Raw genomic sequence first — 11,433 nt, 5'->3', positions numbered from 1 at the left:
GCATTTTCATGAGCGAAAACAACGTACACACCCGCCTTGAACAGGCCCGAAAAGCAGCCGGTTACACCTCCGCCCGTGAAGCGGCAGAGGCAATCGGGGTCAGCTACCCGACATACGCGGCACATGAGAACGGACAGCGCGGCCTGGCTCGCGCGGCCGAGCGATACGCGAAGTTTTTCAAGGTCTCTCTTGATTGGTTGTTAACCGGCAAGCCCGATGCTGCGCCTAAGCAGGCCGAGAGAACGCCTTTCGAAGCTCCGCCATCGAACGCCATTATTGGCGACAAGGTCAGGGGCATGGGAACGCGTATCCCGGTCTATGGGCAGGCTGTAGGCGGGATAGACGGCGAATTCCTCATGAACGGCAATATTCTGTATGAAGTGATGGCTCCACCGATCCTTTCGGATGTGTCGGGGGCCTATGGGGTCGGCATATCAGGCGAGAGCATGTGGCCGAGATACGAGGACGGCGAAGTCGCTTTTGTCGATCCAAGCCGACGCGTGCGGAAAGGCGATTATGTTGTCGCCCAGATTCAGCTTGAAGAGCATGGCCCGCTTCTGGCCTACGTGAAGAAGTTTATTCGACACAATGCACAGGAACTTGTTCTTGAGCAGTTCAACCCGCCCAAGCAATTGGTTTTCCCTGCGGATTCTGTCGTGACCGTCCATTTCATCGCCCTTGCCGGGGTGGCGTAAAATGCGTTTTGTATAAAAATATTCGTTACGCCTATTGACGGCATCTATTCGTTACGCGTAGCTTTACCTCGTTCGCAGCGGCAAATCGCCTTGCGTTTAACCCGAACGAGGACACCACATGTTCGCAAAATTTAAAGAAAAGCTCACCGGATCGGTCAACAAGTACAGCGGTCGCAAGGATTTCCTTGAGGCCGTCTGCGCCGCAAGCGCCCTTGTTGCCGCCGCTGATGGAGACATCTCCGACGCCGAAGTCGGCCAGACGATCAACGCCATCACTTCCAACGCCCAGCTTTCCGCAGCCTTCAAAACCGCCGAAATCGAACGCACCGCCGATGCCATGCTGAAGCGTGCGCAGGGCGGCCGCGTCGGTCGCGCCGGCCTCTACAAGGAAATCGAAGACATCAAGGCCGACCATGATATGGGCGAAACGGTCTTGCTGTCGGCGCTGGACGTGGCCGACCATGGCGGCATCGACGCCAAGGAACGGGAAGTGCTGGCGAAGATTGCTTCGACGCTGGGCCTCAACCTCGCAAACTACGATGTCTGATTTGATCAGGTCGTTTAAGGGCGTTGCCCTGGCTACGGCAGCAGGAGTGATTATCCTGCTGCAGTTCACGATCCTCTCCGCCGCCTTGGACTTCGTCACCAGCTTTCTGCTGGTTGTCGTCGGCTTCGTGGCCGGCAGGTTCTCGAAGTAATCCGTCCGGGCCGAACGATATCGGCCTATCCAATTCCAACGACAGGATGAAGGACGCGACGTGATGAACGCGCAGAACCAGTTTCCCGCAATTTCCGATAAGGCTATCTCCGGGCAGATCGTCAAGACGGTCGACGGCCGCGAAGTTCATCGCTTTCTCGAAGCGAAGAAAGATTACACGACTTGGATCAAGGACCGCATCAAGAAGTACGGCTTCGTTGAAAACGTCGACTACCTGCTCACCGAAATTGGGGAGCAGCATCCAACCGGCATGAAGTACCGCACAGAATACTATTTGACCATCGGCATGGGCAAAGAGCTCGGAATGGTGGACAGGTCGGCCAAGGGCAGAGAGATACGGAAATACTTCCTCTCAATCGAAGAACGCTCGTTCGCTCCCCATCAGCCGATGACGGCAGCGGAGATAGTTCTGCAAAACGCCCAGGCGCTTGTGACATTCGAGCGCCGACAGGCTGAAGTTGAACGCTTGCAGGCGGAGACCGCTTCTGCCTTGGAAGCGGTTAACGCCCGCGTGACAGTAATTGAGGACACCGCGCCACTTAAGGCCAAACCCCAGCATTGCGAAACCAAGACGGAAATCAAAACACGGATGAACAAGCTGTACGGCTTGCCGGCGTGGCTGGTTGACGAGGTGCTGACATCCATATCCTACCGGCCGCCAGCTTTCGCGATGGTGAAGAACAGCCACGAGAACGCGCAGGGCAGCAGCTTTGCCGTCTATCAGATCATCGACATCACCAAGCTGTTCAAGCGCTTCATCAGCGAGTGCACGCAGGCGACTGCCACGACGGCCACACACCCGAGCATCAACGGCCGGTTTAAGATCCTCCGCCGGGAATAAAGGCCGGCCGCCAGATCGGTAATCACTTCACCCAATTAGGAAACAAATCATGCCAGACCGACACAGCCAAGTCGTAGACGCCATAGTCAACACGCCCGTAGAAGTCCTTGAGCGCGGCGCCATCGCCATTCTCCAGAACCTCGCTGATAAGTTCCCTGACTTATCTCGTGACGAATTCACGAACGCAATGGATGAGGCAATGAGCGTCTTTGAAGAACGCATGGAGAAGGCTTCCGCTGAGATCACTTCAATGGAACAGCTTGCGCCTTTGTTCGACGGACTGCCCGAGGGAACCCCTCTGGAAGAATGCGCTCGCATCAAGGGCGAACGCGGCGACCCGTTGGCGCTGGCATTCTTGAAGTGGATGGCGCAGCAGGCAGGAGGCGTTCAGTGATGTCCAGTCCCGCCTATCGCTTCTTGCCCTTGTTCGCCTTTGCCTTCAGTTCCGCGATCATCTTCGTCAGCCGCTCCGTTGCTTTTTCGGCATCGGCAATGGCGACATCGGCGGATTTCGCATTGCGGATGGCAACGATCGGCTCGCTCAAGTGCATGATTGCTTCATTCAACGCCATTTGGTCATCCATGGCGGACTTAATAATATCAGCCGCGAGCAATCGGACATCTTCGACGTCAAGGCCGTCTGGGTCCTCACCTAGAAGCGCGACCATGACTTTAGCGTCGTCCGCACGGTTGGTGAAAGCTTTCTCCGAGAGCTTCCAGACTGAACGGACATTCTCGTCGGCCCTTATGCCGATCTGGCAAAGTCTTCGGATGGCCTCGCCTCGAGATCTGATGCGGAGTTTGAACATCCATTCGTCAATCAAATCAAGCTCCGAAGGCGACATCATCGTCACCACGCGCTGATCTTTAAGTTCGTCCGCCACGATAAGCCCCTGTGCAAAGTTGGTAAACTTTACAAAGACTGTTGACACATACGAAAAGCGAGATCAATATGGCAAACATGGTAAACATGACAAACTCGGAAGATGGTAAACAGATGGTTAGCGACTCCCGAACTCGCAGGTTTGTGGTGATGCTGACGCCGGGTGAGGAGGATGCCATTCAGAAGTTCAGATACGACAACCGCCTGCCAACGAAGTCTGAGGCAGCACGCGAGTTGATCAAAGCTGGACTGGCTGGGGAAATGAAAACGGCCTCAGACTGAAGTTCGCAGCTTCAACCAAAGGCCGGTTTCGAAATGACTGCCGCGTTCGCAGCGCGGAAATCGTAACTCACAGAGACAAGGACAAGTCCAATGAGCGATCATAGGAATAGCACAACTGTGCCCGCAGTTTCAACTGCCTTGCACGCAAGCCACACTCTCAGCCTCACTGCCCTGTCTTCCGTCGGCATGGAAGGCCTGTCGACGCTGAACGATGTGATGGTTCACCTCGAGACGTCACTACTGGGTTTTATCAACCAGCCGCGGTTCATCATCTCGAAGACCGGAGAAAACAACGAAGCTGGTAACGTCGTTGAAGCTCTCCTTGAGCACATCTACGAGTGCCGGGACTTGGTAATCCGAGCAGCCCGGAACGCGCAGCCTGTTTCCTCCTCCGACATTCTTGATCGTGCATGGCTGCTTGTCCGCGATGAGGCGAAGAACGCTGAAAGCCTTTCCGGTATAACCTCGCTCGCAGCGCAGGAAGCCGTAAAGGTTCTTGATGCGCAATGGCGAGAAGAACATGCCGAGCACCTGAATGGGGGTGCGTGACATGTTGACGAAAGAAAACATCGTTCCCTCTGATGTCCTCTATGCCCTGCTCGACCTGTCGCGCCTTACCGGCGCGATCAAGAGCATGGTCAGCGATCTGGATTTCAATCGTCCCGACGGCACGCGCAATGTAGAGCTTGATACCGTCTCGTCGTTGCTTCGCATTGTCGACGGTAACATCCTCTCTTTGGCGACCGCTTGCGAACGCTTTGACACGATGAACTTTGACGAACCGAATTTCGGCCTTTCGGGTCCAATTCGCGCAGCGATCATAGATTATAACGAGAAGGAAGCCTTGTTTCGCCCGCTGATCGACAAGCTGGGCGACACCGACCTTTGCGAAGCCGAATGGAAAGCCAAGGAAGCCGCGGAAGAGGTGCTTATCCGCACGCCGTGCGTCACGCTGGCCGATGTCCGCGCCAAAGCTCGGCTCGCTATCGAGGACGAAAATGTCTTTGACAGCATCACCAACTGCCGGGCTCCCGACGGCCACATGGGAACCATCTTCCTGAAATCGATCCTCAACGAGGAGGCAGGCGAATGAAAACTACCCGTCGCACTTTCCTCGTCGGCGCTGCTGCCGCCTCTCTGCCGGTCACTGCTGGCGCCTGTGTTGATGTTACAGCAATTCAGGCCGAGGCCGCTGCACCTGCGACCGTCGCTGAAAACCCGGACCTGCTGGCGGCTTATGCCCGCCTGCAGGATGCTCGGGCCGAATTGCATGCCGCGAAGGATGCACTGGAATGGATTGCGGATGAATGGCGGCACCGGTGGCCGCTCGCTCCTGAAGAACTTCTTGGTGGCTCCAACGCAAACCGTGGCTCGCGCACCGACGGCGCAGAGAGGGATATTGTCGGCCGCTACTTGGTCCGAGACACAAGCTCATTGCGCAAGCGTTTCACCGATCGGCAACGACAGGAAACACCATCTGCGTGTTTCTTCGTGACGAGCCAACGGGACGCCGCCGAAACCCTTCAAGAGTTGCGTAAACGCACACCGCGTGGACGAAACGAAAAGGCGTTGGCAAAATCTCGTGCTGATTTGAATGCCGCGATCGAGAGATACGAACACAAACTGGCTCTGGCGCAGGAATATGAAGCGAAAACCGCAAGCCTGCGCAAAGCCGCCGGCGTTGCTGCCGCTAAGGGGCGCATCAACGATGCTGAAACCCGCATGGCCGTTATCAGTTCTGAAATCTCTAAATTGCCAGCATTCACTCATGAAGGCCTCGTGATCAAGGCTGATGCCATCAGGGCCAGCGGGATTTTCGAGGCTCTGAGGCGAAGCGAGGGCGTCGTTCCAGAGATGGCCCGGTTCATCGAGCAGGTGGTTGCCATGGGCGGGAGGGTTTCCGTATGAACGATCCCCGCACCAAATTTGACGATGCGGCCGGCGCGGCCGAAAGCTTCATCCACGCCATGAAAAGGCTGATCGATACCGCCTTCGATGGCGGCAACGAAAAGCCTAAGGATTATTGCGCGCTTCACCTCCTCGCGGATTCTGCCATTCGGGAAATCACCGAAGCACACAAGGCGTTCGATGAGATGGAGGCACGCTGATGAGCCACGGAGCCTTCAGACAGGCTGACATGGAAAGGATCATCAGGGCCGCCCGCAGTGAGGGCGCGGCGGTTCAAGTTGATCTACGGACGCTGGTTGTTACCGTTATTCCCACTATCCACAGGCAAGACGGCCTTGACGAGCGCGTCGGCAACACCCGCATCCTGCCGTTGGGCGCTCTTGCCCCAGACGGAAAGGACAATTTTGATGCGGACTGACAGGCCCGGTTATAAATACCGGGACAACAAAGATGGATCGAGGGTCCATTATTGGGATCCGAAACGCGCCGTGAAGGGTTCGCCCGCGGCGCTTTCGGCCATTCGTCTTGATGACGATTTGACGGAAGACCAGATCGCCGCCGAGTGCCGGCGTCTGACCGACCAGCTGCGCAGCGAACTTTCAACGCTTGGTGCCCCGCCGACGTTCGACGGGACAATCAAAGCGCTGATCGATGCTTACAAGTTCGATACCACCAGTTCCCTTCACAGCGTCAAGCACTCGACGCGCATAAGGGACTATGAGCCGAGCTTGCGCGTGCTGGAAAAGAATATCGGCTCGCGTCGGATCGACGTGCTGAAAGCTTCGGACTTCAAGAAGTGGTTCGGGGAATGGCGCAAGAAGGGACATAGACGTGCCGCTGGAGCGATCAAGCTCTTGCGGGTGATCTTGTCCTATGGCGCGGGGGAACGCTTGCACGGCTGCGCACAAGCACGCTCTATCCTGTCGGATATGCAGTTCGAACAGCCAGGCGGCCGAACCGTCGCAATGACCTATGCACAGTGCGAGGCCATCGTGAAGAAAAGCGCCGAGATGAAATGCCCGTCGATCGGATTCGTTGAAGCGCTGAAATTCGAAACAGCCCTGCGCCGGATCGATGTAATCGGGGAGTGGTCGCCGCCGCCTGAAGGTGGTCCGTTCCGGTGGCGTGGCCTGACGGCCGGGGATATCTCGAAAGACATGATCCTGTCCATCAAGACGAGCAAAACAGGCGCCCTCGCCTCTCGCGACCTGAACGTCATGCCACTGGTGACGGAAGCCCTGAAGGCTTACACGATCCCCGAAATCGGTCCTGTCGTGATCGATGAGGACACTGGCAAGCCTTACCGGGATAACCACTACACGACCAAATTCAGCAAGGTCCGGAAAGCTGCCGGCGTGCCAGATTATGTGTGGTCAATGGATTCCCGGGCGGGCGCCGTTTCGGAGACTGTCGAGGCAACAGGATCGCTTGAAGCCGCCCAGGAATTGGCGACACACAGCACGCCGAAAATGACAAAAAGGTATAGCCGCGGTGACGGTTTGCAGTCGAGCAGACGAATCGCGGAAATGCGCGCCGAAAAGCGCAAGTGACATGACGTGACACGGGTGACACGTCGCATCCTCTAAGTTATTGAAAAGACTGGAGCGGGTGAGGGTAATCGAAACCCCATCATCAGCTTGGGAAGCTGCTGCTCTACCATTGAGCTACACCCGCGCCGCAGACAAGACATCGGATAGTTCCATCCGGGTGTCAAGCACCCGGAGGGGTCATTATTCCGCGCGGAAATGCTTGGAAAGTTTCAGGCCCTGGGCCTGGTAGTTGGAGCCCAGGCCGCTGCCATAGAGGCCTTCCGGCTTTTGCAGCATATGCTCGTAAACCAGGCGGCCGACAATCTGGCCGTGTTCCAGGATGAAGGGCACTTCGTGGCTGCGCACCTCGAGCACCGCGCGGCTGCCTGTGCCGCCGGCCTGCGCGTGGCCGAAGCCGGGATCGAAGAAGCCGGCATAGTGGACGCGGAACTCGCCCACCAAGGGGTCAAAGGGTGTCATTTCTGCCGCATAAAGCGGGGGCACATGCACGGCCTCGCGTGAGACGAGAATATAGAATTCATCGGGATCGAGGATCAGTTCCGCGCGGCCGCGCGCATGCAGCGGCTCCCAGAAATCGAGAACGTCGTGCTGGGCCTTCTTGTCGACATCGACCACGGCGGTATGATGCTTGCCGCGATATCCGATCAGGCCGTTCTCGCCAAAACCCATGAGGTCGATGGAAAGCGCGATGCCGCCGCCGGTCACGTTCGGAGTGTCGCTCGCGACCAGCATTTCCGTCTCGTGCAGTTTCAGCAGCTCGCTTTCGTTGAGCAGCGAGTGACCAACGCGGAAGCGGATCTGCGACAGGCGCGATCCTCGACGCACGACCACGGGGAAGGTGCGCGGGCTGATTTCCAGATAGAGCGGGCCCGAATATCCAGCCGGTATCTTGTCAAATTCCTGCGCATTGTCGGTCATGACGCGGGTGAAGATATCAAGACGTCCGGTCGAGCTTTTGGGATTGGCCGAGGCCGACATGTCCGCCGGCAGCTCCAGGCTTTCCATCAGGGGAACGATATAAACGCAGCCGGTCTCCAGCACCGCCCCCTGGGTGAGATCGACCTCGTGCAGGCTGAAGCGGTTGAGCTTGTCGATGACGCGGGTTCCGGGGCCCGGCATGAAACTGGCGCGCACACGATAGGCCTTCGAGCCGAGCCGCAGATCAAGGCTGGCGGGCTGCACCTGGTCAGCATCGAGATCGGCTTCGCTTTTCAGCTTGCCGCCCGCAAACAGCGCCCTGATTGCGCCATCCGCCAAAATGCCCGTCGTTCTGATCATGGTCATCATTCCTTTTTACGGCGACAAAACCAAAAGGAAAGCATTGACGCAAGCCGGTAACGGCAGTATGGCAAGCTTATCCCGTGGTGATTTGGCCGGTCGGCTTGCAGCCACGTTAAACAAGTGGCTAAAAAGACCGGGTGCTAGGAACCGGTCTGCTTTTGCGGCCGGTTTTTTTGTTTTGAAGGTGATCACATGAGCAATAAATGGCGCCCGGCAACCCAGCTCGTTCACGGCGGTACGCTACGCTCACCCTATGGTGAAACGTCGGAAGCGATCTATCTGACCCAGGGTTTCGTCTACGAAAACTCCGAGGCCGCCGAAGCGCGCTTCAAGGGTGAAACGGATGGATTCATCTACGCCCGCTATGCAAGCCCGACCAATGACATGTTCGAAAAGCGCATGTGCCTGCTGGAAGGTGCGGAAGACGCCCGGGCGCTTGCCTCCGGCATGGCCGCCGTCACCGCCGCCATCATGTGCCAGCTGCGCGCCGGCGATCATATCGTTGCTGCCCGTGCCCTCTTCGGCTCCTGCCGCTGGGTGGTCGAAACGCTTGCGCCGAAATACGGCATCGAATGCACGCTGATCGACGGACGCGATCTCGGCAATTGGGAAAAGGCGATCCAGCCGAACACCAAGCTGTTCTTCCTTGAAAGCCCGACAAATCCGACGCTTGAAATCATCGACATTGCCGGCGTGGCGAAGCTCGCCAACCAGATCGGCGCGAAAGTGGTGGTCGATAACGTCTTCGCGACGCCGCTCTTCCAGAAGCCGCTCGAACTCGGCGCCCACATCGTTGTTTATTCGGCAACGAAACATATTGACGGTCAGGGCCGTTGCCTTGGCGGCGTGATCCTTTCCGACAAGAAGTGGATCGAGGAAGAGCTGCAGGATTACTTCCGCCATACCGGCCCGGCCATGTCGCCGTTCAACGCCTGGACGCTGCTGAAGGGCATCGAGACCCTGCCGCTGCGCGTCAAGCAGCAGACGGCCAATGCCGGCAAAATCGCCGATTTCCTCGCCGATAGCGGCAAGGTTGCCAAGGTCATCTATCCCGGCCGCGCCGATCACCCACAGGCCGACATCATCGCGCGGCAGATGTCCGGCGGATCGACGCTCGTGGCTTTCGAACTGAAGGGCGGCAAGGATGCGGCCTTCGCGCTGCAGAACGCGCTGGAAATCGTGAAGATCTCCAACAATCTCGGCGATGCCAAGAGCCTCATCACCCACCCCGGCACCACGACGCACAAGAACCTGACCGATGAGGCGCGCGCCGAACTCGGCATTTCCGGCGGCACCTTGCGTCTTTCCTGCGGCATTGAGGATACGGACGATCTGCTGGAGGATCTGGCGAAGGGTCTGGCAGCCGTTTCGGCTTAAAAATTCAGTTTGCACATCGCCATGGCCCGTCTTCAATGTCCGGCCATGGCGTCCGAAAGGCTCCCGCCGCAAGGGTGAAGCCCGGTATCAGGCAACCAATATTTACCTTTACCGTTATCCCTAACGGTAGAAAACAGCGCAACAGAAGATGCCGCCTGCCCGTCAAGTCGTTCATTTTCTTGACGATAGCCAGAACCTATAGTGTAGGATATCGGCGGCAGGCATAATATCGAGGTGTGGCGCGTATGTATCGTGCTCTGACAAGGGATATCGAGGTTACGGTCGATCCGTATTATCTCGAGGAACAATCCGACCCGGATGACGACCGTTACGTCTGGGGCTATAAAGTCGTGATCTCGAACAACTCAGATATTCCGGTAACACTCGTCAACCGCTACTGGCACATCACCGATCAGAACGGACAGGTGGATGAAGTCTACGGCCCCGGCGTCGTCGGCGAGCAGCCGCATCTGAACCCCGGCGACAGCTACGAATATTCGTCAGGATGTCCGCTGGATACGCCGTCCGGCCTGATGTTTGGCCATTATGAAATGGAAACGGACAAAGGCGAGGTGTTCAATGTCACCATACCCGCCTTCTCACTGGATTCACCCGGCCTGATGCGGGTCTTGAACTGACGCAAACGGGGCCGCACCATTTAATAGCGCGGCCTCGCCAGTCAAAGTGCCTCAGGCGTTTTCAAACTCGCTGACATCATAGCGATAGGTCGTGGAGCAGAACTCGCAGGTCACGGCAATTGCGCCGTCTTCTTCGCTTGCCTTGATCTCTTCGGCGGTGAAGCCGGAGAGCACGCCCTTGATCTTTTCGCGCGAGCAGCTGCAGCGGTCAAAAATCGCCTGCGGATCGTAGATGCGCACGCCACTTTCGTGGAAAAGCCTGTAGAGCAGACGCTCCACCGGCACCTGCGGATCGGTCAGCTCGTCGGTATCCACCGTGTTCAGCAGCGTGACCGCCTCGGTCCAGGCATCATCCTCAGCCACGTCGTAATTGCCCTCATCGCCGTCGCCTCCGTGAAGATCACGCATGCGAAGACGCTCAGGCGCCTGCGGCAGAAATTGCGCAATCACGCCGCCGGCACGCCAGCCGTGGCGTGGCTTTCCATCGCCGTCACGGTCGAAGAATTCGGCAACGCCAAGGCGCACGCGGGTGGGAAGCTGTTCCGACTGGCGGAAATAAACCCCGGCGATTTCTTCCAGCGACGAGCCGTCCAGCGGCACGATGCCCTGATAGGGCTGCATTCCCGCGCCCTGATCGATGGTGAAGGCCAGAATGCCGGTGCCCAGCAACTGTTCCGGAGAGGTCGCTCCCGCCGCAATCGCCTCCGCCAGCCGCTCCTCATCGAAACGGGCATAGGCACGCATGCTTTCAGGGGCGGTGAAATCCGCCACCAGAAGGTCAACCGGGCCGTCACCCTTGGTCTGAACGGTGAGCTTGCCGGAAAATTTAAGCGAGGTGCCGATCAGCGCCGTCAGAACGGTGGCTTCCGCGAGAAGGCGGGCGACCACCGCAGGATAGTCGTGCCTTTCGAGAATGGCATTCAACAGCGGCCCAACCTGCACGGCGCGGCCGCGCACATCCAGACCTTCGACCTGAAAGGGCACGACCTTGTCGTCGCCAGCCAAATCGAGATCGTCCAGTTCAACTGTTACATCTGCCATATCATAACTCCTTGGCGCAGCCGTTGCGCCGCTACCGTCCAAAAGTCCGGCTTTCTGAATGTGCTTTTTCCGCTTGTCGCACAGAGATTCGGGAAGCGAAACCGCCTCCGGGAAAAATCGTGCAAATCGTGATTGTGGCCCGCCAGCAAAACCGACGAGCCTTTTCGAAGTCCCACAGATGGTAATGTGCCGAGCCAAGTTCAAGCACCCTTCCTCACC

General features: G+C 57.7%; 17 protein-coding genes, 1 tRNA gene and 1 riboswitch. Of the genes, 14 read left to right on the top strand and 4 right to left on the bottom strand.

From position 1 onward, the window contains the following. Positions 1-8: 8 nt before the first annotated feature. The 5 genes from JZY08_RS00635 (at position 9) to JZY08_RS00615 (ending at position 2,648) form a co-directional block, all read left to right on the top strand. Positions 9-695: a helix-turn-helix transcriptional regulator gene (locus tag JZY08_RS00635; RefSeq protein WP_161751754.1), complete on the top strand. Its 687-nt coding sequence runs from the start codon at positions 9-11 to the stop codon at positions 693-695. Between the two features lie 118 nt (positions 696-813). Then, positions 814-1,242 (top strand): TerB family tellurite resistance protein, encoded by a 429-nt coding sequence (locus JZY08_RS00630; protein ID WP_216330645.1) that lies wholly within the window; start codon positions 814-816, stop codon positions 1,240-1,242. Next, positions 1,235-1,393 (top strand): hypothetical protein, encoded by a 159-nt coding sequence (locus JZY08_RS00625; protein WP_216330644.1) that lies wholly within the window; start codon positions 1,235-1,237, stop codon positions 1,391-1,393. Before JZY08_RS00630 ends, JZY08_RS00625 begins: the two co-directional genes overlap by 8 nt. Positions 1,394-1,456: 63 nt before the next feature. Next, positions 1,457-2,254: an antA/AntB antirepressor family protein gene (locus JZY08_RS00620; protein ID WP_216330643.1), complete on the top strand. Its 798-nt coding sequence runs from the start codon at positions 1,457-1,459 to the stop codon at positions 2,252-2,254. Positions 2,255-2,303: 49 nt separating this feature from the next. Then, entirely contained in the window at positions 2,304-2,648 is a 345-nt protein-coding gene (locus JZY08_RS00615) for a hypothetical protein (RefSeq protein WP_216330642.1), read from the top strand. Between the two features lie 13 nt (positions 2,649-2,661). Here JZY08_RS00615 and JZY08_RS00610 read toward each other — a convergent pair whose 3' ends face one another. Beyond that, entirely contained in the window at positions 2,662-3,186 is a 525-nt protein-coding gene (locus JZY08_RS00610; protein ID WP_216330641.1) for a hypothetical protein, read from the bottom strand. 20 nt (positions 3,187-3,206) lie between these two features. Here JZY08_RS00610 and JZY08_RS00605 point away from each other — a divergent pair, with 20 nt between their 5' ends. From JZY08_RS00605 to JZY08_RS00575, 7 genes are all read left to right on the top strand, one after another. Then, positions 3,207-3,419, top strand: coding sequence for a hypothetical protein (locus JZY08_RS00605; RefSeq protein WP_216330640.1), 213 nt, complete (start codon positions 3,207-3,209; stop codon positions 3,417-3,419). A 90-nt stretch (positions 3,420-3,509) separates the two neighbouring features. Next, positions 3,510-3,968 (top strand): hypothetical protein, encoded by a 459-nt coding sequence (locus tag JZY08_RS00600; protein WP_216330639.1) that lies wholly within the window; start codon positions 3,510-3,512, stop codon positions 3,966-3,968. A gap of 1 nt (position 3,969) precedes the next feature. Next, a complete protein-coding gene (locus JZY08_RS00595; RefSeq protein ID WP_216330638.1) occupies positions 3,970-4,512 on the top strand; it encodes a hypothetical protein in 543 nt (180 codons plus the stop codon). Beyond that, complete coding sequence (locus tag JZY08_RS00590) at positions 4,509-5,327, top strand: hypothetical protein (RefSeq protein ID WP_216330637.1); 819 nt, start codon at positions 4,509-4,511, stop codon at positions 5,325-5,327. The genes JZY08_RS00595 and JZY08_RS00590 overlap by 4 nt, the downstream gene beginning before the upstream one ends. Further along, a complete protein-coding gene (locus JZY08_RS00585) occupies positions 5,324-5,527 on the top strand; it encodes a hypothetical protein (RefSeq protein ID WP_216330636.1) in 204 nt (67 codons plus the stop codon). Before JZY08_RS00590 ends, JZY08_RS00585 begins: the two co-directional genes overlap by 4 nt. Next, complete coding sequence (locus tag JZY08_RS00580; protein ID WP_216330635.1) at positions 5,527-5,745, top strand: hypothetical protein; 219 nt, start codon at positions 5,527-5,529, stop codon at positions 5,743-5,745. Before JZY08_RS00585 ends, JZY08_RS00580 begins: the two co-directional genes overlap by 1 nt. 118 nt (positions 5,746-5,863) lie before the next feature. Next, positions 5,864-6,877 (top strand): hypothetical protein, encoded by a 1,014-nt coding sequence (locus JZY08_RS00575; RefSeq protein WP_216330634.1) that lies wholly within the window; start codon positions 5,864-5,866, stop codon positions 6,875-6,877. A 50-nt stretch (positions 6,878-6,927) separates the two neighbouring features. Here the strand turns inward: JZY08_RS00575 and JZY08_RS00570 are convergent. Next, positions 6,928-7,001, bottom strand: a tRNA-Gly gene (locus JZY08_RS00570). 56 nt (positions 7,002-7,057) lie between these two features. Next, positions 7,058-8,155 carry a 2'-deoxycytidine 5'-triphosphate deaminase gene (locus JZY08_RS00565; protein WP_035241992.1) on the bottom strand — a complete coding sequence of 366 codons (1,098 nt, stop codon included), beginning with the start codon at positions 8,153-8,155 and terminating at the stop codon, positions 7,058-7,060. A 73-nt stretch (positions 8,156-8,228) separates the two neighbouring features. Continuing rightward, a riboswitch (SAM riboswitch) is annotated at positions 8,229-8,307 on the top strand. Between the two features lie 43 nt (positions 8,308-8,350). On the opposite strand from JZY08_RS00565, the gene JZY08_RS00560 reads away from it, so the two are divergent. Beyond that, on the top strand, positions 8,351-9,535 hold the full coding sequence (locus JZY08_RS00560) for an O-succinylhomoserine sulfhydrylase (RefSeq protein ID WP_082183672.1): 1,185 nt from the start codon (positions 8,351-8,353) through the stop codon (positions 9,533-9,535). Between the two features lie 245 nt (positions 9,536-9,780). Beyond that, on the top strand, positions 9,781-10,173 hold the full coding sequence (gene apaG / locus JZY08_RS00555; protein ID WP_003493702.1) for a Co2+/Mg2+ efflux protein ApaG: 393 nt from the start codon (positions 9,781-9,783) through the stop codon (positions 10,171-10,173). 51 nt (positions 10,174-10,224) lie between these two features. On the opposite strand, the gene JZY08_RS00550 is transcribed toward apaG, so the two are convergent. Further along, positions 10,225-11,214 (bottom strand): Hsp33 family molecular chaperone, encoded by a 990-nt coding sequence (locus JZY08_RS00550; RefSeq protein ID WP_216330633.1) that lies wholly within the window; start codon positions 11,212-11,214, stop codon positions 10,225-10,227. Positions 11,215-11,433 lie beyond the last annotated feature (219 nt).

Source organism: Rhizobium sp. X9 (genome assembly GCF_018873185.1).
Classification (GTDB): domain Bacteria; phylum Pseudomonadota; class Alphaproteobacteria; order Rhizobiales; family Rhizobiaceae; genus Agrobacterium; species Agrobacterium oryzihabitans.
The sequence above is the reverse complement of the archived record's forward strand: the minus strand, read 5'-3'. Positions and strand labels throughout refer to the sequence as shown.